Source organism: Pseudoalteromonas sp. 3J6 (assembly GCF_903995135.1).
Lineage (GTDB): Bacteria > Pseudomonadota > Gammaproteobacteria > Enterobacterales > Alteromonadaceae > Pseudoalteromonas.
In genome coordinates, this window is sequence record NZ_LR877185.1 from 2,263,608 (window position 1) to 2,284,399 (window position 20,792).

The 20,792-nt window shown below is 39.9% G+C and carries 22 protein-coding genes; 11 read left to right on the plus strand and 11 right to left on the minus strand.

Going from position 1 to position 20,792, the window contains the following annotated elements; genetic code table 11:
* The first annotated feature begins 4 nt into the window (after nucleotides 1-4).
* The 5 genes from P3J6_RS10185 to azu are packed head-to-tail and all read left to right on the plus strand — an operon-like array spanning nucleotide 5 to nucleotide 3,834.
* Entirely contained in the window at nucleotides 5-814 is an 810-nt protein-coding gene (locus tag P3J6_RS10185; protein WP_198522934.1) for a heme/hemin ABC transporter substrate-binding protein, read from the plus strand.
* A complete protein-coding gene (locus P3J6_RS10190) occupies nucleotides 811-1,863 on the plus strand; it encodes a FecCD family ABC transporter permease (protein ID WP_024602445.1) in 1,053 nt (350 codons plus the stop codon). The genes P3J6_RS10185 and P3J6_RS10190 overlap by 4 nt, the downstream gene beginning before the upstream one ends.
* Nucleotides 1,860-2,648: a heme ABC transporter ATP-binding protein gene (locus P3J6_RS10195; protein ID WP_051894367.1), complete on the plus strand. Its 789-nt coding sequence runs from the start codon at nucleotides 1,860-1,862 to the stop codon at nucleotides 2,646-2,648. Before P3J6_RS10190 ends, P3J6_RS10195 begins: the two co-directional genes overlap by 4 nt.
* On the plus strand, nucleotides 2,645-3,388 hold the full coding sequence (locus P3J6_RS10200) for a HugZ family pyridoxamine 5'-phosphate oxidase (RefSeq protein ID WP_198522935.1): 744 nt from the start codon (nucleotides 2,645-2,647) through the stop codon (nucleotides 3,386-3,388). The genes P3J6_RS10195 and P3J6_RS10200 overlap by 4 nt, the downstream gene beginning before the upstream one ends.
* Nucleotides 3,385-3,834, plus strand: coding sequence for an azurin (gene azu, locus P3J6_RS10205; RefSeq protein WP_198522936.1), 450 nt, complete (start codon nucleotides 3,385-3,387; stop codon nucleotides 3,832-3,834). The genes P3J6_RS10200 and azu overlap by 4 nt, the downstream gene beginning before the upstream one ends.
* A gap of 36 nt (nucleotides 3,835-3,870) precedes the next feature.
* Here the strand turns inward: azu and P3J6_RS10210 are convergent, their stop codons facing one another.
* Entirely contained in the window at nucleotides 3,871-4,806 is a 936-nt protein-coding gene (locus P3J6_RS10210) for a ChaN family lipoprotein (protein WP_198522937.1), read from the minus strand.
* A 153-nt stretch (nucleotides 4,807-4,959) separates the two neighbouring features.
* Between P3J6_RS10210 and P3J6_RS10215 the strand changes: the two genes are divergently transcribed.
* Nucleotides 4,960-5,379, plus strand: coding sequence for a hypothetical protein (locus tag P3J6_RS10215; RefSeq protein ID WP_198522938.1), 420 nt, complete (start codon nucleotides 4,960-4,962; stop codon nucleotides 5,377-5,379).
* Between the two features lie 38 nt (nucleotides 5,380-5,417).
* Here P3J6_RS10215 and P3J6_RS10220 read toward each other — a convergent pair whose 3' ends face one another.
* Nucleotides 5,418-5,861 (minus strand): GNAT family N-acetyltransferase, encoded by a 444-nt coding sequence (locus P3J6_RS10220; RefSeq protein ID WP_198522939.1) that lies wholly within the window; start codon nucleotides 5,859-5,861, stop codon nucleotides 5,418-5,420.
* A 267-nt stretch (nucleotides 5,862-6,128) separates the two neighbouring features.
* Between P3J6_RS10220 and P3J6_RS18830 the strand changes: the two genes are divergently transcribed.
* The 3 genes from P3J6_RS18830 to P3J6_RS10230 are packed head-to-tail and all read left to right on the plus strand — an operon-like array spanning nucleotide 6,129 to nucleotide 7,551.
* Nucleotides 6,129-6,548 carry a hypothetical protein gene (locus tag P3J6_RS18830; protein WP_232735487.1) on the plus strand — a complete coding sequence of 140 codons (420 nt, stop codon included), beginning with the start codon at nucleotides 6,129-6,131 and terminating at the stop codon, nucleotides 6,546-6,548.
* Nucleotides 6,529-6,957 carry a hypothetical protein gene (locus tag P3J6_RS18835; protein ID WP_232735488.1) on the plus strand — a complete coding sequence of 143 codons (429 nt, stop codon included), beginning with the start codon at nucleotides 6,529-6,531 and terminating at the stop codon, nucleotides 6,955-6,957. The genes P3J6_RS18830 and P3J6_RS18835 overlap by 20 nt, the downstream gene beginning before the upstream one ends.
* 12 nt (nucleotides 6,958-6,969) lie before the next feature.
* A complete protein-coding gene (locus P3J6_RS10230; protein ID WP_198522940.1) occupies nucleotides 6,970-7,551 on the plus strand; it encodes a DUF6843 domain-containing protein in 582 nt (193 codons plus the stop codon).
* A gap of 136 nt (nucleotides 7,552-7,687) precedes the next feature.
* Here the strand turns inward: P3J6_RS10230 and P3J6_RS10235 are convergent, their stop codons facing one another.
* Complete coding sequence (locus P3J6_RS10235; RefSeq protein ID WP_008130525.1) at nucleotides 7,688-8,188, minus strand: lactoylglutathione lyase family protein; 501 nt, start codon at nucleotides 8,186-8,188, stop codon at nucleotides 7,688-7,690.
* 104 nt (nucleotides 8,189-8,292) lie between these two features.
* On the opposite strand from P3J6_RS10235, the gene P3J6_RS10240 reads away from it, so the two are divergent.
* Nucleotides 8,293-9,159 carry a LysR family transcriptional regulator gene (locus P3J6_RS10240; protein WP_198522941.1) on the plus strand — a complete coding sequence of 289 codons (867 nt, stop codon included), beginning with the start codon at nucleotides 8,293-8,295 and terminating at the stop codon, nucleotides 9,157-9,159.
* 37 nt (nucleotides 9,160-9,196) lie between these two features.
* Here P3J6_RS10240 and P3J6_RS10245 read toward each other — a convergent pair whose 3' ends face one another.
* The 6 genes from P3J6_RS10245 to P3J6_RS10270 are packed head-to-tail and all read right to left on the minus strand — an operon-like array spanning nucleotide 9,197 to nucleotide 17,296.
* Nucleotides 9,197-10,276 carry a heparan-alpha-glucosaminide N-acetyltransferase domain-containing protein gene (locus P3J6_RS10245; RefSeq protein WP_198522942.1) on the minus strand — a complete coding sequence of 360 codons (1,080 nt, stop codon included), beginning with the start codon at nucleotides 10,274-10,276 and terminating at the stop codon, nucleotides 9,197-9,199.
* Complete coding sequence (locus tag P3J6_RS10250) at nucleotides 10,260-10,898, minus strand: hypothetical protein (RefSeq protein ID WP_198522943.1); 639 nt, start codon at nucleotides 10,896-10,898, stop codon at nucleotides 10,260-10,262. The genes P3J6_RS10245 and P3J6_RS10250 overlap by 17 nt, the downstream gene beginning before the upstream one ends.
* A complete protein-coding gene (locus P3J6_RS10255; RefSeq protein WP_198522944.1) occupies nucleotides 10,891-13,239 on the minus strand; it encodes a GNAT family N-acetyltransferase in 2,349 nt (782 codons plus the stop codon). Before P3J6_RS10255 ends, P3J6_RS10250 begins: the two co-directional genes overlap by 8 nt.
* A 24-nt stretch (nucleotides 13,240-13,263) precedes the next feature.
* Nucleotides 13,264-14,442 carry an MFS transporter gene (locus P3J6_RS10260; protein ID WP_198522945.1) on the minus strand — a complete coding sequence of 393 codons (1,179 nt, stop codon included), beginning with the start codon at nucleotides 14,440-14,442 and terminating at the stop codon, nucleotides 13,264-13,266.
* Nucleotides 14,439-15,758, minus strand: coding sequence for a lysine N(6)-hydroxylase/L-ornithine N(5)-oxygenase family protein (locus tag P3J6_RS10265; protein ID WP_198522946.1), 1,320 nt, complete (start codon nucleotides 15,756-15,758; stop codon nucleotides 14,439-14,441). Before P3J6_RS10265 ends, P3J6_RS10260 begins: the two co-directional genes overlap by 4 nt.
* Entirely contained in the window at nucleotides 15,758-17,296 is a 1,539-nt protein-coding gene (locus P3J6_RS10270; protein ID WP_198522947.1) for a pyridoxal phosphate-dependent decarboxylase family protein, read from the minus strand. Before P3J6_RS10270 ends, P3J6_RS10265 begins: the two co-directional genes overlap by 1 nt.
* 385 nt (nucleotides 17,297-17,681) lie before the next feature.
* On the opposite strand from P3J6_RS10270, the gene P3J6_RS10275 reads away from it, so the two are divergent.
* Complete coding sequence (locus P3J6_RS10275) at nucleotides 17,682-18,131, plus strand: GyrI-like domain-containing protein (RefSeq protein WP_076920050.1); 450 nt, start codon at nucleotides 17,682-17,684, stop codon at nucleotides 18,129-18,131.
* 60 nt (nucleotides 18,132-18,191) lie between these two features.
* On the opposite strand, the gene P3J6_RS10280 is transcribed toward P3J6_RS10275, so the two are convergent.
* Nucleotides 18,192-18,872, minus strand: coding sequence for a haloacid dehalogenase type II (locus P3J6_RS10280; RefSeq protein ID WP_198522948.1), 681 nt, complete (start codon nucleotides 18,870-18,872; stop codon nucleotides 18,192-18,194).
* Between the two features lie 196 nt (nucleotides 18,873-19,068).
* A complete protein-coding gene (locus tag P3J6_RS10285) occupies nucleotides 19,069-20,100 on the minus strand; it encodes a substrate-binding domain-containing protein (RefSeq protein WP_138595359.1) in 1,032 nt (343 codons plus the stop codon).
* Nucleotides 20,101-20,792 lie beyond the last annotated feature (692 nt).

Below are 20,792 nucleotides of genomic sequence, written 5' to 3' on the forward strand. Positions count from 1 at the left end.
TGTTATGAAGTACCTAATTTTTTTTCTGGCTTTAGCCACTCAATCAGCACTCGCGAAAGAGCGTGTGATCAGTGCTGGCGGCACATTAACTGAAATAATCTACGCACTAGAAAAACAAAATAGTTTAGTCGCGGTTGACCAATCAAGTATGTATCCGCAACAAGCAACACAGTTGCCACAGGTAGGTTACTATCGAGACCTAGCCGCTGAGGGAGTGCTTTCAATGCGCCCAACTACGTTACTTGCACTTGAAGGTGCAGGAAGAGAGCAGGCGCTCAAGCAAATAGAAGCGACCGGAGTGAAGGTTATTCACTATAAAAAACCGACTTCTGTAAATGAACTACTTGCGCTAATTAAGCACCTTGGTAGTGATTTAGATGCAAACCTAAAAGCTCAAAACCTAATTACTAAAATAAAAAAATCGTTACCTACTAAAGCAAAAACACAGACCCACAACGCTTTGTTTTTACTTTCAGCTAATGAGCGTGGGCTCGTCGCAGCAGGAAAAGAAACGGTGCCCAACTTACTGTTTAACTATGCAGGCATTACCAATATAGCTGCTACGCATACAGGCTTTAAAGCAATTAACAGTGAAGTACTGGCAGTAAGTCAGCCCGATTTTTTAGTGGCGCCAGCGCATGTTGTGCAAAGCCTTGGTGGGAAACAAGCCTTTTGTAAACAGCCTACACTTCGTTTATTAAAAGCAGCGCAAGAGTGTCAGTTACTGGTCATGGACAGCTTACTTTCACTGGGCATGTCGCCGCGTATTGCAACTGCGATTCAAGCATTGCATGAGTATAAAACACGCTTATGAGCACGTTAACTTTGAATCGTTTTAACGCCATAACACTAAGTAATCCGCATAAGTGGATGCTATTAAGTTATGGCTGCATTTTTGCTTTAGCATTACTTAGCATAGGCTATGGAGCCGCAGGATGGGATTGGCGATTAGCGATTGCATGGCTAGCCCCTGAGCATTTTAGTCAATTTGATGCGCTACAAATCAATGTGGTTACACAAATACGCCTGCCTCGTTTTGTCCTTGCAGTGATGGTGGGTTTAGTACTTGCACAAACAGGAGCTGCAACCCAAGCGCTGTGTCGTAACCCGCTTGCCGATCCCTCTATTATTGGTATAAGCGCAGGCGCTGCAATGGTCGCGGTGGCTTTTATTGCCCTTAGTGCACAGTTTAATTTTAACGCTCAACACTACTTACCTTATGCCTCATTTTTGGGGGCATTATCAGTAACGTCGCTGGTATATTTAGTCTCAAAACAACAAAAACAAATTAATATAAATACACTTATATTAGTCGGTGTCGCCATTAATGCATTGGCATTCGCTGTTATTGGGCTATTAAGTTTTTATGCCGATGACAGCGCACTGCGGTTAATTAACTATTGGACCATGGGCTCATTAGGCGGTGCGAGTTGGGATAATATAAAACAAGCGAGTCCTTTGCTTTTGCTGAGCCTTATCGGGCTATGGCGATTAAAAGAGCCAATGAATCTACTTCTTATTGGTGAATCACAAGCTCAATACTTAGGTGTCGATACCAGCAAGCTTAAATTATACGTCATTATATTAGTTGCATTGGGCGTAGGTGCGGTAGTTGCGCTAACAGGTTTAATTGGCTTTGTTGGTTTAGTTGTTCCTCACATCGCACGCCTCATGGTTGGGCCACATTTACGAAATATGCTGCCACTTTGTATGCTTTTAGGTGTGATTGTGTTGCTACTTTCAGATTGGTTGGCACGCTTAGTTGTTATGCCTGCGGAGCTGCCAATTGGCATTATAACGGCGTTACTTGGCGCTCCACTATTTATATATTTGATCATTAAAAATAAGCGAGATTGGTCATGATCACGTTTAACAACCTCAATATAGGCTTTAACACCCATCGTGTTTTAGAGGGTATTAGCGGCAATATCCAAGCAGGACAACTTGTCGCACTGATAGGCGAAAATGGCGCAGGTAAATCGACCTTACTGCATACTTTGGCAGGCATGCATCCCTTTGAGGGAGATATACTATTTAATACCAAACCTTTGCATTCATTTTCTAAAGAGCAATTAGCTAGCAAGCGCGCTGTAATGATGCAAAGTAACCATGTTGGCTTTGATTTTAGTGTATTTGAACTCATTGCTATGGGCCGCTATCCCTATACAGAGTCTCTTAAAACACAAGCCAATAAAGTTCAAAAATATGCCTCACTTATGGATTTAACCCATTACCTAACACGTCGAATGAGTGCGCTTTCGGGCGGCGAACAACAGCGTGTTCATATGGCGCGCACATTAGCCCAGTTAGATGCTTTTACTGCGCAAACTGAGCCTAAATTAATGTTGCTCGATGAGCCAACATCAGCGCTAGATATGCGTCATCAACATGCTTTACTTAGCTGTGTTAGAACCTTTGTAGAGCAAGGAAACAGCGCCATTATTGCTATACACGATCTTAATTTAGCAAGCCTTTATGCAACCAACGCTATTTTATTACACAACCAAAAAGTGCTGCAAAGCGGGTCTATAAATACGGTTTTAACAGCACAAAACTTACAACAAATGTACGCCATGAAATTGCACGTTAACCCTCATCCTTATAACGATGCGCCCATGGTTTTTTCTCAACGTCAGGAGTTTTCATGAGAGAGCAAGCATTAAACGACGCACGTACGCTCGTTTTTAAAACCCATGCCGGCGTAATGTCGACCATTTCAAATAATTTACGCGGCTATCCGTTTGGCTCTGTTACACCTTATATGTGTGACGAACAAGGTCGCATCTACTTTTTTATTAGTGACATAGCTCAGCACACCAAAAATTTAAAACAGGACTCACGCATGAGTCTGACTATTTTTGATGCCGCCGATTATGGCGATCAAAACGAACATGGGCGAGTAACACTCGTAGGTGATGGCTCTATTGTGGCAAAAGATCAAAGCGAAGTGCTACTTGATAAATATATAGCTTTGTACCCTGAGGCTGCAAGCTATCGCAATGCGCATGATTTTCAGCTTTGGCAATTAGATGTAGTACGGGTGCGTTATATTGGCGGTTTTGGAAAAATATTTTGGCTTGAGCAAAACGAGTGGCAAGCTCAGCCTAAAAAGTGGGATGAAAGCCAGCAGCAAAGCATGATCACTCATATGAATGAAGCTCATCAAGATGCTATGTCGCTGATATTAATGCAGCACTATAACGTAGCCGATAACACCCCAATAATGAGCGGCCTACTACCCACAGGCTTTTATATACAAAGCCACAAGCGTAATTACTTTATTAATTTTGCGAACGAGTGCGATAGCCCATTAGCCGTGCGAAAAGCACTTGTAGCCCTAACAAATCAAGCACGAAACAGCTCAAACCAACTAGCGGAGACAGTATGAAAAAATTAATAGCCTTACTCAGCACTACACTGCTACTGAGTGCCAATACTGCATATGCAGACGAATGCACACTAAATATAGATGCAAACGATATGATGCAGTTTTCAACTAAAACACTAAGCGCCCCTAAAAGCTGTAAACAAGTGACTGTAAAGCTTAGTCACACCGGTAAATTACCTGCCAATGTAATGGGTCATAACTGGGTGCTATCTACTGAACAAAACATGCAAGGTATTATCACAGATGGCAACGCTGCAGGGCTTAGCAACCACTACATAAAGCCTAATGATAGTCGCGTGATTGGTGCTACAGACATTATTGGCGGCGGTAAAACAACCGAAGTTACTTTTAAAACCAGCGGCTTAACCGCCGGAATCGATTACACTTTCTTTTGCTCTTTTCCTGGCCATTACGCCATGATGAAAGGCACATTTACGCTTAAGTAAATATTAAAAAGTGTATTACACAAACACAGTGCCAACCTATTGTTGGCACTGTGTTTTCTCCCCTCGTTTGGCTAAAGCTTTAAATGCAGCTTGTTGATGTGCTTTTTGCACATAGCGAGCAGGCAAAGCGTTAACTTCTAATTGATAACCACTTTGCTCAGATTGTACTTTTGATACTGGCGAAACCCATACAACATTAAGCTCTGGGGCAATTCGCTTAATTACCCGCGCTATGCCTTCACCATTTCTCACATGAAAGTCACCGGCTAAATGTATAACCTGCTTGCCCTTATTTTGACTAATATAGTTAACGATAGACTCAGCCATGGTTTCGTCCCAAGTAACTTGCGCGGCGTAAAGTTTTTCGTTTTTACTCGCCGTTCCATGATGCATGGATTGCATAAAGCGTTCTTTATAAAGGCTTGGAGAAGTATCTATCTCTTTTGCAATAAAACTACGCTGTTGTGCGTCAAGCTTATTAATATAATTAATACCTTGGCGACCAATACAGGTAACAATATGCTTAGGCGCATTTGAAGCTATTACATCGCTATTTTGTATCTTCGCTAATTCCACTAACGCACGATAATCGCTCTTATAATTAGGCCAAGCCTTAGTATTATCAATTAGGTATTGTTCACCTATTTTACTCTCAAGATAAAGGTTTAGTGTTTGCTGATCAGCGCGGCTAAATTGCTCAAGCGATAGAGCAATAGGCTTATTTTGCGTGCTTAATTGCTGAAACAGCTCAGCCTGAAATAAGTGGACACCGGGGTGTGTATGCCATTCACCGACTAAAACAACATCGGCATTCAAAAGCGTGGATTCTGACAATATTGAATTAACTCGCTGGCCATTTGCATTATAAAGCCCGTAATTATACAAGGATGAACTTTGAGATACTGATACTGTGTTTATACTGCAGCCTGATAATCCACTGAGTAAAACAAGTGCTAAAAATGGGTTTTTCATATCGGTTTTTATAAAAATAAGAATCAAAACAATGAAGTTAGTATACACAACAAACTGCTTTAAACCCACAAATGCAAATAAAAACAATTATCATTTGATGTTTTAGAGTTTCTGTTTTACAGTCTTAAAAAATATACAGATATGGAACGTCCCATGGCCTTACCTTTTTTATGTGCTCGACACAAACAACATGTTTTATGTCAACCAGAGCAAGCAATTATAGATATTCAAAACGCGCAGTTAAGTGGCGAAGCGCTGTTTAAACGATACCAATTTTCACAAGCATTGCCGTACTTGGGGTGTGCACTTGAAAGTGCGTCCTTGTTAGCTCAAATGTATAACTGTGCGAATAAACAGCAAATCATACAAATTACCTCACTTACAGAGCGCCTTTATTCCACACTTCACTTTTTAGACGAACAAAGTGCTGCGCACAATGCACTCATACAATCTATTAATCTGCTAAACGAGATATTGTATAGCGATGATGAATATCATGACTTAGCGCTTTCATGCATTACACAGCTAAAAAAATTAGCACTGCAACATCCTCCACATCTTACTAAGCACTAATTTTTATGGCAATAAGCAACGCGCTAAACAAAATTGGGTTAACTTTTTATATTAATAATGGCTAACATATCTTCTTCGTCTTCATCTAGGCCAACTTCTTCAAACCCAAAACTAGAATAAAAATCCTTAGCAACAGGGTTTTGCGGGTTATAACAAATCTCGATTTGTTCAAGCTTAGAAGTCGTTTTAATCTCTGCAATTGCCATGAATAGTGCTTGGCGGCCAATACCTTTATTTTGATGATGTTTATCTACCATAAAACGCCAAATAGAAACTTTTGTAGGGGTTTCTCGCACCCACATAAAAAAGCCTACAGGCTTATTATTTTGGTAAATAGCTTTACAGGTATGCCCAACATTATAATGAGACTCAACTAACGACCACATATTACTCGCTACGTAATCTTGTTGCGCTTTGGTAACGTCTAAATCGCATACCTCTTCGTAATTTGCAGAAGTGACATCTTCCAATGAAATGTTCATTATTGTCCTTAATTTAAAACATGGAGTTATAAGTAGTTTTGTTTTATCACGTTATCAGCACTAACATATCTAGGCAATGTATTCTTTTTAGGCACAAAAAGCCGCAGTAATAAATACTGCGGCTTTGTTTACATAACACGTGTAATTCTTTATTGATAACAAACAATAGTACTGTGCTTTTGAAGCTTTTCAAAATTGTTATGCTCTTAAGCTGGTGTTACTATTATAGAAACGGATTTTTAATTATCAATAAATGGAATTAAGGTTATGGCTATTCAATTAGCAAACTACGAAATTAATATACGCTCATTTCACCCTGAAAAAGACTTTGGCTGGTCTGGACTAATGTTTGAAGGAGATAATCGAGGGTTTTCGCTAAAACCTAGTGGTATTAAACCTACGACCTCAAGGATTTGGCATCGTCTACGGCTTTCTACAAAAAATAGTAAAATTAGTTCTATTGATACAATATCAGATCCATCAAAAGCACCGTGGGAAGATAAGAAAAGAATATATTCTGGTAACCTTGCACCAAAAGGGCGTGTTACCCTCAAAGAAAAACCTCCAACTAATAATAGTATTTATCAGTATCAGTTAGACGGCCAATACGGAGGAGTTAATCACGCCATGCCAGGTTCTCCTCAGATGCAAGAAAGATTTTTCATACGTGCCAACTTTAAATGTTAAGTATAAAATTATTATAGACATTGATATTGTTAGCGGTCACATGGATATAGTTACTTATATCACTGGCGATGCTTTTCCTAATTGTGAAGCATTTATTGTTGGTCCTGGTGGGCGAGCTATCTATCTTGGTATACATGTTCGCAAAGGTGCGCCACCACTAAGCTTATCTCTCAACGCTGATTACCCAATGATTGTAAGCGCACTCCGCTTGCCTCTCAACAATAATGGTAGTTTTAAAGGGACCGTAGGCGATGAACTATTTAGACAGGCAAATAAATACCCTAAATTAAGCTTTCATAAAATAGCGGATTGGAATTATCGTTTTACTTCTATTCCAGCAAATAGTGGTCATTGTATGCTGCTTGAAAAAGCGAGTTTAGAAAACTGTTTTAATGGCTTACTTAAGTAAAAAGGCGACTCGATGAAACTCATCTTTAAAGCACACTTTTTTAAAATATTGTTTTTTGGTTCAATGATATCGTTATTATCAGCCTGTACAGAGGTAAAAAAAAGTGAACCCGTAATTTACCTTATACCTGAAAATTATGCTGGCTCTCTATACATAATATTTAATGCACCAAACGGGCATCCACCGAAATACGAAGATGGCTCTCGGGTATATGAAATACCACCATCCGGTATACTCGTTACACAAATGGATGCCAACGAGGGCTGGATTGAAAACAGTCAAATACAATACTTTGAAGTGAGTAATACGAATGAAAGAACGCCCATAAGCGAAGACTCTTCATTAAAAGATAAAGATAAAGATACTACAGACGATGGAGAAACAAGAACTGTGTATGTGGGTGGCCTAGGTGAATCGGGTCCAATATATGGCTGTACTGTGATTAATCAAAATTTTACGGTTGGTACAGACGCAGAACAGACCGACAAGAAAAATTTATTCAGTATATACGATGCTATTAAGCGCAAAAATATAGATGAAAAACTTTTCAAAGGTATGTGTAAGAATAGTAAAGATGTTACATCACCCCAATAATAAAATGTAGTTACTTTTTCAAAATGCCAATATCCGACGTATTAGTTAGCTAATTACTAAAGCTATTCAAATAAAAAAGCCGCAGTAATAAATACTGCGGCCTTTGTTTTTACTAAATACTTTAAGTTATGTGCTTTTAGTATGCGCCTGCGCTGTAAATAAGCTCGTAGCTGTGGCTGTAAATCTCAAGGATGTTACCAAACGGGTCTTCCATGTAGATCATGCGGTACGGCTTTTCACCAGGGTAATAGTAGCGTGGCTCTGGCATACGTTTTTTACCACCTGCAGCAACAATACGATCCGCTAAGCCTTCTACATCTGGGTCTTGTACACAGAAATGGAAGATACCGGTTTTCCAGTATTCAAAGTTGTCTTTAGGGTTTTCTTGGTCTTTAAATTCAAAAATTTCTACACCAATTCGGTCGCCTGTTGAAAGATGCGCTATTTTGAATTTTTCCCAATTTGGACCAAATACATCGGTACACATTTCGCCAATTGGGCTGTTGTCTTCAGTGATCACGGTAGGCTCCATTATGGTGTACCAGCCCATCACCTTAGTGTAAAACTCTACGGCTTTTTCAACATCGGGAACTGAAATACCAATGTGCGAAAAACTACGTGGATATGTATGACTCATAATAAATACTCCTACTTAACTATGTTTAGTTGATGGAGTGAGTTTACGAACTGACCAACATTAAGTAAAATTATCATTAATCATCATTTTGAGTATATTTTGTAATGATAAATCCTACATGGTTAAACACGTTTTGTACTTTAGTTGAGGTAAATCACTTTACCCAAACCGCCGAGCGCCTTTATATGACCCAGTCAGGCGTAAGCCAACATATAAAAAAGTTAGAGCAGCAAGTAGATTGCGGCTTGCTTGAGCGCCACGGTAAACAATTTACGCTTACCGTTCAGGGTCAAAATTTATATCAGCAGGGTAGTCAGTTACTCAAAGAATGGCAGTTTTTACAGCAGCAATTAAAAGATGATTCACCTTACAGCGGTTTAGTTAAAATACAGTCGCCAGGCAGTTGCGGGCTACAGTTTTACAATCAACTATTAGCACTGCAAGTAGAGCACAAGGAGCTAATTATAGATTACCGCTTTGCTCCCAATACCAGTGTTGAACAAGCGGTGGCAAATCACAGTGCCGATATTGGGTTTTTAACTCAAGCGCCAACCCTTAGCGAAGTTACTAGCCACAAAATTGGTCAAGAAGCTTTATTATTAGTAACCCCTGCACATATTAAAAACCCAACGTGGGAGGTTTTATGTGAGCTTGGCTTTATTGGCCACCCCGATGCAAAACACCACGCGCAGCTTTTACTTAGCGAAAATTACAGTGAGTTTGAACATGTTGATCAAATTAAGCAAACGGGGTTTTCTAACCAAATAAGTTTAATACTTGAGCCGGTAAGTTTAGGGTTGGGTTTTACGGTTTTACCTGCGCATGCTGTTAGCGCATTTAATAAACCTGCGCTTATTAAAACACACCATTTAGCTAATCCAATTAGCGAAAATATTTATGTGTGCCATCACCGTAATAGGCCAATGGCAAATCGCATGAATACAGTAATTGAAGCAATAAAATCAGGCTAGGGCGCGTATAACTGCGCCCGTAAAGCCCCTTTACAGCTTAAGCTGTACGTTTTGTTTTTTGCGTAATATCTGTGAGGCTTTGTTTGCTTTTTAAATAAACCTTGTGCACAGCAAAAGTAAGTAAAGTCATCAGTACCATCATACTAAGTGTCGGCCAAAGGCTGAGGGTATGATAACCAAGCGCCCCCATAAACCAGCAAATAAGTACCCATTGAATAACATATAGCGCGGTTACATGCTTACTGGCATATAAAAGAGCACGTGTAATAGGGCCATTATATTTATCAGCAAAAATAAACTGTATAGCCGCTAGTGCACATAAATTTAAGCCAATTAAATAGCTAATACCGCCGACATTTAAATGGAAAAAGTTGCCAAACTGACCTTTAAAATCAATAGCTAACCATACGCCGCCAATAACTAGTAAAGCAGCGCCAAGTTGTGCACATACTTTATATAAGTAATCGGCATTTTGTCGATTACTAAGGTATAAACGACCAAGTACATACCCCGTTAATATCGCACTTACCCAAGGAAAAACCGGAAAATACACCTGATAGTTATTAGCAAAAAATAAATCACTAATATAAGGTGAAAGCGTAAATTGCTGCCCCCTTACAAACTGGCTCAAAACTGCAATTGCAATGGCTAAAACCACAATCCATGCTGTTTTCCAACGGGCAATATTAAGCACACCAAACAGCAATAAGCTAACTCCAGCTAGTTGTAAAATATCACCTGTTAACACCATAAATTGTAACTGCCCAGCACTGAGAGGACTTTGCCAGCCATAAGCATTTATAAACGCCTCAGGCATGGTATTAAATACTTCAATAGGCAGCCAAAACTTGGCCGCATTCATTAAATAGGCAAGCAGTAAAAGCTGTAAACCTCGCTTAATTAAAAGTAAGGGTGTTTGCCTACGCGAGAGTGCCATAGACAGTCCCATTGCCACTAAAAACGAGGCGGTGCCTTTGCCAAGTATATGCACAACCGTACCAAAAGCGCTTTCACTTTGAAGCGCTGTGGAGGCATACATCCATAAGGTATGCACAATAATCATAATAAAAACGCTCGCACCACGCGCAAGATCAATCGTTTTAAGACGTTGGTTCATTGGTTTTAATATCCTTTTTAGGGCAGGTTTGGCATTTGCTATAACCAGCTAAATAATAGCGGCAACAAGTTAAACGCTGGGGTTTTTCAGTAAATGGCGTATCAAGATTAAAGTGTTCACAAATAAGGGTGTGCAGCTGACGATGGCAATTATTGATATGTAAAGTGGTAGCAAGGGCTAAGCTATGAGCTCGCTCAATAGCACTACTTAATGAATCGAGTAATAACCGTGCTTGTTCTTTTTTACCCAGTGCATAGTCAGTATTTATCCATGCACCTACTTGGCTTATAAAATGAGTAAACGCTTTGGTTTGCTCATTTTTACTTACTAACACGCTATTATTGAGGTTAAACCCACGACAATAAGCGCCATTTACCGCTAACGGCATGTTAATGGGATCAGCCGTACTTTGCTTGCAAGCAAACCAATAGCAATAAGCGTAAATAGCTTGCCAACAAAGCTGCAAATACAAATGCCGACTAATAAATTGCTTAGGCGCAGTAGGATACTGCGCCTTACAACGAACAGTTAAAGCGCGCACGAATAATAAGCTCGGTTTAAAAGTTCGTTGCACGGGTTGTTGGCAATATAAAAACTGCGCAAGGGTAATCGGTTTAGCCATACAGCTTTGCCGATACGGGGTTGTTTAAGTTACCAGCAAACTGCAAACTACCTGCCGGATCGGTTAAATCAACCATTTGCTCATTATTACCCAGCTGTAAGCGGTTTAAACAAGAGTGAGCAAACTCATCACTAAAAAAGTCATACTCTTTAAATCGCTCATTTAAAGCAGGGTTAGCATGTTGATACGCTTTAACACTTTGCGTAACACACTGCCAAAAGTCATGCTCTGTAATACGCTCTTCTCGCACTAAAATTGCCACTAAGTATCTAAAAAAGCAGTCAAATACATCGGTAAATATACTTAACAGCTCAAGCTCTTTAGGCATAGAAACATGAATACGTTCAACCCCTGCAGACAATACTTCAGTGCTATTAAGTAAAGCAACCTCTTCACCTATGTCTTTCATATATGCGCCCACTGGCACCGAATTTTTAAGCTTTAAAATGAGGTTTTCGCCGTGAGGCATAAACACTAATTTATGCGCGTAAAAGCAATGTACCAGCGGAATTAAATAAGCATTAAAGTAGGCATGCAACCACTGCTGCGTGCTCAAACCACTTTGCGTTATCCATTCGCCCACTAAACTTTGGCCATTATTATCTAAGTGTAATAACGCTGCCATAGTGGTCAGTTGTTCATCACTATTTAAATTATGATTTGGGTTTTCTCGCCATAAACAGGCAAACATTTTACGATAGGGTGTATCACCTAGCGCGCTTTGCTCAAACGTATTATAGGCATAACCTAAGGTGGCGTATTCTCTAAGTGCTGTAAAATTAGCGCCTGCGAGTTGTTGATCTTGGCTAACCTTTTCAAATACCCAATCGTTAATGGCAGGAGTCATCGCCATGTAAGCACGCGATAGACCACGCATAAATCCCATATTTAAAATCGACAACGCCACTTTTAAATACGGCTTATGCGGGTGCGAGCAATTATATAAGGTCCGAATTGACTGTTGCGCTTGATATAAATCGTCACCTTCACCTAAATACACTAATCGCTGATTTGCCAACTCATTTGCAAATACCACACTCAATTTGTGTTGGTACTGCCATGGGTGAGCAGGAATGAGTAAGTAATCAGCGGGGTTTAGGTTTTGAGCTTTTAGCACTTTGTTAAACGCATCTCGGGTGGTTAAATCTAGCTCATCACTTATATGGCTTGGGTAATCGGCAAAGTATTCACTATGGGCAAAGTCGCATACCGTTTTATGCGCTGCTAACCACTGTACTTTAAACGGTTTGCCTACTTCTGGCGCATAACGTAAAAAGTCAGCTTTACTAAAACCAATGCGGCCATTATTAGCAACAAAGGCAGGGTGACCTTCGCTCATTGCGGCTTCTATTTTTTGGAGCCCTAAATTAGCTAACTGCGCCGCTGTTAAAGTGTTATTTTCACGTTTAAAGCACGCACTGGCTAAAGTAGCATTTAGCTCTTCAAGGTAGGTGGCAAGGCGCTTACCCGTTAAACCTAGCGCAGGCCCCTGCATACTAAAAAAGTGTAATACATCTAGTGGTTGCAGCTCTTCGTTAAGGTTGTAAAAGCATAAGCTTGGCTCATCTATATCTATATGATTCAGTGCCATAGCACGGCCATTAAAAATAAAGTAACCGTCTTCAACATTTACTTTAAAGCCTTGCTTTGTTGTCTCTGCAGCCAATAAACGCTCGTGCACTAGCTCGGTGAGTGCTTTAGCTTGTAAATGTCGATTTGCCCATTGCCAATGTGGCTGTATCACATAATCAGTTTGCAAAGACGCTAACGAATCAGTAAATAGTTGGCTGTGCCTATCAAAGGCTGCTTTATTACAAAAGCCTAAATAAGCGGCTTTTTCGCCTAGTTGAATTTGCTGGGTGTGCACAAACCCCAAACGCTTATTTAACGTATGGATTTTGCTATTAGCAATGTCGGGCTCAACCACAACACGGGCGGCACTATTTTGAGCAAAAATACTTTGCAGCACGCACTGCATCATTTCAAAACTAAAATGGCGCTTAGGTGCCGTGTTAGGCGCTAATAAAATATGCATACCCACATCATTAGGTTCAACCTCGTACGCCGCTTTCATTAAGCTTTCGTGCTCAGGGCTATAAAGCTCAACTAAAGCCAATAGGTTATTATTTTGCTCGATCACGTACGCCTGATGATGAGGCGTATCAATAATATCTTGATACGCTTTAGTTATTTGTTGCTCGGTTTGCTGCTGCATACCCCAAAAGTGCGAATACGGTTGCTTAAGCCAATCGCAAAATGTTGGCATATCTGTTGGTTGTAATAACCGCATCGTCACTTTGCCGGTATGCTGTAGGGTGGTTACAAAAGATGAAAAATACATAAAAACTCCAATAAATCTTAAAAACTAAGACGCTGAACGCGCAGTTCGAGCAACAGCCTTAACCCGCCAAAGAAAAATAAAGGCAAGGCTTGCAAAGCCAATGGCAGCAAAGTAAAACACAACCGTTGTTGAAAGATGCTCTACGCTCATACCCACTAGTAACGACGCTAAAATAACCCCGATATTTTGAGCTATGTGCACTTTGGCAAAGTCGCTGCCGTAATGTGCAGGCTCACTTTTAGCAAATAGCATTACCTCTAGCAGTACCATCACTTGAAATAGCGCAAAACCATATAAAACACGTGATAAAATCACTAACCCAACCGACTCCTGCGCTTGTAAATAAAGCCCAAGCGCCCCTAAAATAAGTGCACATAACAAAGTGCTAGTGCGGCTTAATGTTGGCAGTGGTAAATGCTGCCTGAAATGATTAAAAACCAGCATAACAAGCGCGGCAAAGGCAGGAATGGCGTATACAACAGCGCTTTGCAACGTACTGCTTTGTGCGTTTAAAGCTTGCCAATGAGTAGTAAAGAAGGGGCGAATTAAAAACGCGCTAAAATAAACCACCACACTTAAAAAGCAAAATTGCCAAATAAAATAGGGAATACGTTCTCGCGGTTTTTCAGTCGCTATTGCTTGCTGATAAATACCTGTTTTTAATGAATACATTAAGTAGGCGCATAATAAAACCTGAACTAGGTCACCGGCACTACTGAGTAATAACGCATAGCGTGGCTCTGCTAAACTAAAGAAGTAACCACCAATTAAAGCACCACCAATCGCACCAAAATGCATCAATACAGAAAACAAACCAATAATAGATAAATGCTTAGTTTGTTGCTCTAATCGCAGCGCAAATGGGTATATAAGTAGGTAACTTGCCTTTAGCACCAACATAAGTTGGTAGTAAACCCAAAACTCCCATACATTAGTAGCAAAGTAGCAAAGCAGGCCAAAACCAGCTGCTACCACTTGGGTTACTAACCACAAAGCCAACTCATTGTATTTTTTAGCGACCTTAGCCCATAGCGGTAAAGCCAGCATTACAGTAATACAACAGTTAGCCACAAAGAGGCCGATTAACGTGGCATCACTAATAGCAAATTCACTAGCAAAAAATTGCGGATAAAACGGTAGCAACAAGGTATCGCATACCACCGAAATAACCGTCAGCAAAATTAGCGCTAAACGAAGACTCATGCGGCGCTACTCTGCTGTTGTGCTAATAGGGTTACATCACTTAAATCAAAGTTTTGAAAAGCAATTTTTTGCTCAACCTGATAAGGCGTATAACCTAAAATTTCACGTAAAATAATACTATTACGGTAGCAAGCCATACCTAAATCTGGAGTTACAAAACCATGGGTATGCTGCTCGGCATTTTGCACAAAAATACGTTTTTGTTCGCTATCTACCGCATATTCACGGCTTACTAAATAACGGCCTTGCTCATCTTGGGGGAGTTGATGGGCAATATTATTTAAAAAAGCAGGGCGCTGATATTTAAAGCCAGTGGCGCAAATTAAAAAGTCGGTTTCTATTGAAAAGGGCTGCTCAAGCTCCTGATGATAAAACTCAGTCAGTAAACGCTTACCTACTTTTTGAGTACCTGTTAGCCTGCTGTTAGTTTTAAATGTAGTAGAAATTGGCCCATCAAGACTTTGCGCGTAGAGGGTGTCGAAAATGTCGTTAATTAAATCACCATTAATGCCTTTAAATAGGTTTTTTTGGTTTTGATTGAGCCAATCTCGCTGCTCAGTTTTTAAATTATAAAAGTAATCTACATACTCAGGAGAAGTCATTTCAAGGGTGAGCTTAGTATACTCAAGCGGAAAATAGCGCGGTGAACGTGCTATCCAATCTAACTGCAAGCCTTGCGGTACTGCTTGCTGCAATAAGGTGTGGTAAATTTCTGCTGCACTTTGCCCAGCCCCTACCACAGTAACCCGTTTAGCTGTCTTTAATTCATCAAGCCGATGACAAAAATCGCTACTGTGCATTACGTTATTTGAGTTACTTTGCACAGCGCAATCAGGAATATACGGTGCAGGCCCTGTGCCCAAAACAATATGGCGAGTCACATAATGTTGCATACCATTAGGGGTGTTACAGCTAACGGTATAACACTTACTTTGCGGGCAAAACTCAACTTGAGTGACTGTTTGTTCAAAGTTAACATTTGAAAGCTGCGAGCAAACCCATTGGCAATATAAGTTGTATTCACGGCGCAATAAAAAAAAGCTTTCACGAATATAAAACGGGTATAAACGATTATTTAATTTGGCATAATTTAAAAAGCTATACTGGCTGGTTGGATCTGCCATGGTTACTAAATCCGACATAAACGGGGTTTGTAATGTAACGCCCTCAAGCATCATTCCTGGGTGCCAATCAAACTCACTGCGCTGCTCTAAAAACAGGCCTTTTACATCTTCGAGCGGTTCACTTAAACACGCTAAAGATAAATTAAATGGGCCAAGACCAATAGCTATAAAATCGTAAGGTTGATTATCCATTATGCAATTTCCCTATAAGTTTGCCATGCAATGTGGCTAATTTGCTCAATAACAGCGCGTACATCAGATAATTGGCACTGCGCATTAAGCAATGTAAATTTAAGATAATGGCGGCCATTTATTTTTGTACGGGCAACCATGGCTTCACCAGTATTTAAGAATGTTTGGCGTACGTGCAGGTTTAGTGTGTCGAGTAAATCGGGGTTATGTTTTAGCTCCTCTGGCGCAAATCTAAATACTAAGGCGCTAAGCTCGGGGTAATTTATAACTTCAAAATCTGGGTGGTCGTTAAGTACAATATGCGTTTGGCGCGCAAGACCAATAACTTTATCAAACGCGCGGCCAAGCGGTGCTTCTCCAGTGGTGCGCAGTGTTAGCCATAACTTTAAGGCATCAAAACGGCGAGTGGTTTGCAGGCTTTTATCAACCAAATTAGGCGTGCCATTACCAGCCTCAGCCAATGGGTTTAAATAATCGGCATATAAAGTAATGTGGCTAAAATAACGTTTGTCGCTTAATAAAAAGGCACTACAACTAACCGGTTGCATAAATGATTTGTGATAATCAATCGTTATTGAATCAACCAACTCAATGCCATTAAGCGCATTGCGGTGGTGCTCGCTCACCAACAAACCGCCACCATAAGCGCCATCTACGTGGCACCATAACTGCTCTTCTTTAGCTAGCATGGCAATATTATGGATTGGATCGATAGAGCCAAAATCGGTTGTGCCTGCGGTAATAACCACTGCAATGGGTAAATCACCTTGCGCTTTGCTTGTTGCTATGGCGGTTTTAAGTGCCTGCATATCCATTTGCATTTTGCTGTTTTTAGCCACTGGCACCACGGCGTTGTAACCTAAGCCCAGTAACGCCGCTGCTTTTTGAATACTAAAGTGCGCCACCTCAGAGCAGTAAATTTTAAAGCGCGAGGCAACAGCTGGTAAGCCCTGAAGTTTTACCTGATGTTCTGGCGCATATCGGCTTACTGCTACTTCACGAGCAACCAACATTGCCATTAAGTTTGATTGCGTGCCGCCACTAGTAAATACTCCATCGGCAGTGCTTGGCAATGCTGCTTTTTGGCATGTCCAATCAATCAGCTTTTGTTCGATTAACGTCGCGCCTGCACTTTGATCCCACGTATCTACCGAGGTATTAATAGCAGCAATAATATGTTCGGCCACCACAGCAGGATAGGTTACAGGGCAGTTTAAATGAGCCATGTAGCGAGGATGATGAAAATACACGGCATGATCTAAATACACGCCTTTTAGCTCTTCAAGCACAGCCGGAAAGTCTGCCAAAGGCTGTGATAAATCAACATCGTTTACTACTTTTGCTAACGCATTTATCGACACACCTGAAAATGGCTTTTGGGCTTTAGCCATCGCTTGCTGTACTGCCGACAACCCTTGCAATGACGCTATCTGATAATTAATGAACTGCTCTAAATTGAATTGTGGGGGCAAGCCGCTTTGTTCAAATACAGCCTGTTTTTCAATGGTATTAATATTTAACACTTGAGATTGAGACACATCAACATTCCTTGAGTACACTTTTTAGGTGCAGGGATCTTAATGATAATGATTTCTATTTACAATAATGAAAAAAGATTAGATAGCAATTTTTTTTAAATTAGAGCTAATAAGCTTGTCGTATATTTTTAACAAAAATCGATAAACTACATTATTAAACGACAAGCATTACAAGCAAAAAAATAAACTTAAAAAAGAGAAAGTTAAGTAAATTACTTTAGCGATAGCAAAGCTATGTTTAGCCATTACTACCTATTTAAATGTGAGCAATAAATACGCAATTGAGGTTAATAATCACTGTTTATGAAATATTTAATACAAAACTTAAAGTATTGGCGGTTTTTCTGTTACGTTGGTGTTTGTATTAACGCTAAAGGACGTCATGATGGAAGTAAAGCAACTAGCTAGTCAGACCTTAATCGGCTTAAAAGTAAGAACCTGCAACGCCAATGAAATGAACGCTGGCACTGCAAATATAGCTGAACTTTGGCAAAAATTTGGTGAAAAGTTTGCCAACAGCCTCACAGAAAACACCAAAGTGTATGGTGTGTATACCAATTACGAAAGCGATCTCACAGGCGATTTTGATGTAATTGCCTGCTGCGATAATTTATCAATTAAACTCCCTGAAGCTAAAAAAGTAACCACCCAAGCTGGGCGTTATTTGGTATTTAAAGGTGAGGGTGAAATGCCCGATGCAGTGATCGATTTATGGGGCGAAATTTGGCAATACTTCAGCTCAGACGATTGCCGCTATGAACGTACTTACACCAGTGATTTTGAGTATTATAAAAACAGTAACGAAATAGAAATTGCCATTGCAATTAAAGACTAAAAAAAGGCTAGGTTTGTAAGCGCAAACCTAGCCTTTCATTGCTGTAATTTAACCCCTGCCTCACTGGTTATTACTTGCCAGCTTGGTTTTTAAATCATGTAAATCGCACGCCGTTATTGTAGGCGTTAGTTCCCAGGGATCAAAAATAGCCTCACTTGAGCGCTGTATCCACGCAGCACGCATACCGTGCGATAACGCCCCAATAACATCAAACGGGTTACTCGATATCAACCAGGTATTAGCACCGGTTGAATTTGCCTGACGTAAAAAATGACTATAAACACCGGGGTTGGGTTTAAAGGTTTTAATGTCATCGGCGCTCACCACGCCTTCAAAAAGCTCACTTATACCCGCCGTTTCGAGCAAGGTATTTACTGCACTGGCCGTACCATTAGAAAACGCAAATAACCGATAGTTTTGTGCTTTTAAGCTCTCAAGCCCTGCTTTAACATCATCGAATGCGGGGAGGGTTTTATAGCGTGCTAATAACTGTGCTTTTTGCTCATCGCTTAAAGTTACCTTGTGCAGTAAACACGCATAATTAAGTGCCTGCTCAGTACACACCGAAAACGGCACGTAGTTTTGCATTAAGCCACGTCTAAACGAGTATTCAAGTTGCTTTTCGCGCCAAGTAGTTGAAAATGCGTGCGCGTTGTCGCCAACCATATTTTCAAGTAACGACACCACCCCATGGGTGTTAATAAGCGTACCGTATACATCAAACGCCAGTGTAGTTGCCATTAATGGACTCCTGTTTAAATAGTTACTAAAGCGCAATTTTACTACTCAATATTAATCACATTATCAGTTAATAAAGTACACTAAAAGCACCGGCGTTTTAAGCAGTTACTGTAAACCCCCGTTACGGTTTGGTTAAAAATAGCGCATAGTAAATTGGGTGTCTAAAGTGAATACTTCAACACACTGGGGTTAAATATTAATAATTTACAGTACATGTTTGGGCGTTGCTTTGTTGGCAGTAATGAAAGTCTAAAAAATAAAACGCTTTTGCAGGGTTTTTATTATGCTTAATTACGTTATACATTAACTGCGCACTGAGTCGCCCCATTTCATATGGATTTTGACCAACGTTTGATGAAGATAACCCTTTGCTAAGCGCATCTAATTGTATTTTTTCGGTATCTGCTGAAACAATAATAAGTTCTTTTGAATCAAGTTTATGTTTGTAGGGTGTCATCAAGTTTATATACTCGGTATTAAATTGCGCAAAACCGGCAACAGCAACAAATGCAGGAGGCTTGTCCATCTTAGTAAGGCTTTTTACTTGCTCTAACGAGGCGCCCCTTTTTCCTAAACTATAAAGAGGGCAGCGGTTATACTCGCTCCAGCCATTTTCTCCCGATAAGCGCTGACTACTTTGCCCAGAAAGCGCAAACCTAACACCTGCGATTCTTTTATTTAAGTTTGGTGCAGTAGGATGACCAGATTGAATACAAATACGCTTATTTTCTTCACTTACTAAATTCTTTAATTGATTGCCTAACGCAACACCAAAGTCAAAATTATCAGTACCAACGTAAGCGAGCCTGTACTGGTGATCTTTTGCTAATAAATCTGAGTCAAAAGTAATAACAGGAATGTTTTTTTCAAATAAATCTTTAAGGGCTCTCTCTACCAAATAATCAGAATCTGATATTGAAACTAATAAACCATCAATCCCACTTTTCATCATGTCATTAATAATTAAAGCTTGGGTTCGAATATCTTGATAATCATCAGGCCCATCATATTTACAGGTAACGTCAGGCCGCGACTTTGCAAACTCGGTACACCCTTTGTACGCCTGAATATAAAAGCTATCGTTTTTAGTTTTTCCCACTATGCCAATGACAAATTGAGCATTTGCAAAAAATGGCAAACACAGCAATACAAAAAATAATGAAAACGATATTTTAGGTTTGTAAATAGAGCAAGAGCTGTAAATAAACTTAGGTTTAATAAAAAACAACGACCAGTATCCTTAATTAAAACGGCATTAATTACAAATTGATATATCAGAATAGCACTTCAAAACAATATAGCGACCACATTGAATATAAATTAAAAAACCAAAAAGTAATCCTTAATCGCAATGCTTTTACACAAAGCAATGGCAATAGTAATCTTTTGCTAAACACACAACTTTGCATTCAGTTGAATACTGTAAACCCCCGTTACGGTTTGGTTAAAAATAATGCATGGTAAGATGGTATTTGATCAAGTAATTAATCAGTATCGCTTTCTAATACAGAATACTCGCTTTGTTTTAGAATGGGTAGAAGGGCTATTGAGTTTATAAGTGCAATTTAGAAATTTAACTAAGTAATAGCTAAAAGTAGGGGGTTACTGGTTTACCTTATTGCTTTAGACTTTACCTAGTAGTCAAAATAAGGATAACAGAGCAGTCAATAAATTTGATGTCTGAAGTCAAGATTTGACCCTTTCGGTCTCTTTCGGTCTTCATGCCCGAAGACATAACAAGTAAATCCAGGTGACGCCTGCTCCTCACCCGTTTTAGTGGACACCTCCTCATCACTTTGAGGAGGCTAAAATGCCTAGATATACCCAACCTAGAAAGACATGGTTTTACCCAGTTAATTTTAAAATCAAAGCAGTCGAACTAAGCTTACGAGACGATGTCATGTCAAAGGACGTTGCTGA

What these genes read in the sequence shown, in the direction of transcription:
- P3J6_RS10280 (WP_198522948.1), bottom strand. Translation starts at nt 18,872, where the DNA reads ATGGCAACTACACTGGCGTTTGATGTATACGGTACGCTTATTAACACC.
- P3J6_RS10195 (WP_051894367.1), top strand. Translation starts at nt 1,860, where the DNA reads ATGATCACGTTTAACAACCTCAATATAGGCTTTAACACCCATCGTGTT.
- P3J6_RS10215 (WP_198522938.1), top strand. Translation starts at nt 4,960, where the DNA reads ATGGCCTTACCTTTTTTATGTGCTCGACACAAACAACATGTTTTATGT.
- P3J6_RS10185 (WP_198522934.1), top strand. Translation starts at nt 5, where the DNA reads ATGAAGTACCTAATTTTTTTTCTGGCTTTAGCCACTCAATCAGCACTC.
- P3J6_RS10260 (WP_198522945.1), bottom strand. Translation starts at nt 14,442, where the DNA reads ATGAGTCTTCGTTTAGCGCTAATTTTGCTGACGGTTATTTCGGTGGTA.
- P3J6_RS10240 (WP_198522941.1), top strand. Translation starts at nt 8,293, where the DNA reads ATGATAAATCCTACATGGTTAAACACGTTTTGTACTTTAGTTGAGGTA.
- P3J6_RS10220 (WP_198522939.1), bottom strand. Translation starts at nt 5,861, where the DNA reads ATGAACATTTCATTGGAAGATGTCACTTCTGCAAATTACGAAGAGGTA.
- P3J6_RS10210 (WP_198522937.1), bottom strand. Translation starts at nt 4,806, where the DNA reads ATGAAAAACCCATTTTTAGCACTTGTTTTACTCAGTGGATTATCAGGC.
- P3J6_RS10255 (WP_198522944.1), bottom strand. Translation starts at nt 13,239, where the DNA reads ATGTATTTTTCATCTTTTGTAACCACCCTACAGCATACCGGCAAAGTG.
- azu (WP_198522936.1), top strand. Translation starts at nt 3,385, where the DNA reads ATGAAAAAATTAATAGCCTTACTCAGCACTACACTGCTACTGAGTGCC.
- P3J6_RS10265 (WP_198522946.1), bottom strand. Translation starts at nt 15,758, where the DNA reads ATGGATAATCAACCTTACGATTTTATAGCTATTGGTCTTGGCCCATTT.
- P3J6_RS10275 (WP_076920050.1), top strand. Translation starts at nt 17,682, where the DNA reads ATGGAAGTAAAGCAACTAGCTAGTCAGACCTTAATCGGCTTAAAAGTA.
- P3J6_RS18830 (WP_232735487.1), top strand. Translation starts at nt 6,129, where the DNA reads ATGGCTATTCAATTAGCAAACTACGAAATTAATATACGCTCATTTCAC.
- P3J6_RS10245 (WP_198522942.1), bottom strand. Translation starts at nt 10,276, where the DNA reads ATGAACCAACGTCTTAAAACGATTGATCTTGCGCGTGGTGCGAGCGTT.
- P3J6_RS10235 (WP_008130525.1), bottom strand. Translation starts at nt 8,188, where the DNA reads ATGAGTCATACATATCCACGTAGTTTTTCGCACATTGGTATTTCAGTT.
- P3J6_RS10200 (WP_198522935.1), top strand. Translation starts at nt 2,645, where the DNA reads ATGAGAGAGCAAGCATTAAACGACGCACGTACGCTCGTTTTTAAAACC.
- P3J6_RS10190 (WP_024602445.1), top strand. Translation starts at nt 811, where the DNA reads ATGAGCACGTTAACTTTGAATCGTTTTAACGCCATAACACTAAGTAAT.
- P3J6_RS10230 (WP_198522940.1), top strand. Translation starts at nt 6,970, where the DNA reads ATGAAACTCATCTTTAAAGCACACTTTTTTAAAATATTGTTTTTTGGT.
- P3J6_RS10250 (WP_198522943.1), bottom strand. Translation starts at nt 10,898, where the DNA reads ATGGCTAAACCGATTACCCTTGCGCAGTTTTTATATTGCCAACAACCC.